This window comes from Denitromonas iodatirespirans, from assembly GCF_018524365.1.
Taxonomy (GTDB): Bacteria; Pseudomonadota; Gammaproteobacteria; order Burkholderiales; family Rhodocyclaceae; genus Nitrogeniibacter; species Nitrogeniibacter iodatirespirans.
This window is the reverse complement of sequence record NZ_JAEKFT010000157.1, coordinates 1-318: the sequence shown is the minus strand read 5'-3', so window position 1 is coordinate 318 and position 318 is coordinate 1. Positions and strand designations below refer to the sequence as shown.

Sequence of the window (318 nt, the reverse complement as noted above, 5' to 3'; positions counted from 1 at the left end):
GGGTAGAAAAGCTGCTTGTTCAGGAGCTTGAAATCTGCGATGAGCTTCTGCGTCTTGTCCGAGGCCATCCACTGGGCAAACTCCTTGGCGAGGTCGTATTTCACATTCGTGCACCTCTCGGGGTTAACTGGGATCACGCTGTACTGGTTCCTCAGCTCTTTATCGCCCTCGACCAGAATCACCAGCGGGGGGTTGCCTTTAAAGTTGTCTTCATACTTGATGAACGTGCCGCGGTCGGCCAGGGTGTAGGCGTGTTCCGCGGCTGCGATGTTGATGGTCTTCGGCATACCCTTCCCCCTGCACAGATACCATGACACC

The 318-nt window shown here is 55.3% G+C and carries 1 protein-coding gene; it reads right to left on the bottom strand.

The window, feature by feature from the left end; translation table 11 throughout:
* A partial coding sequence (locus I8J34_RS24380; protein ID WP_323132711.1) for a substrate-binding domain-containing protein occupies window positions 1–287 on the bottom strand: 287 nt, incomplete at its 3' end.
* Between the last annotated feature and the right edge of the window lie 31 nt (window positions 288–318).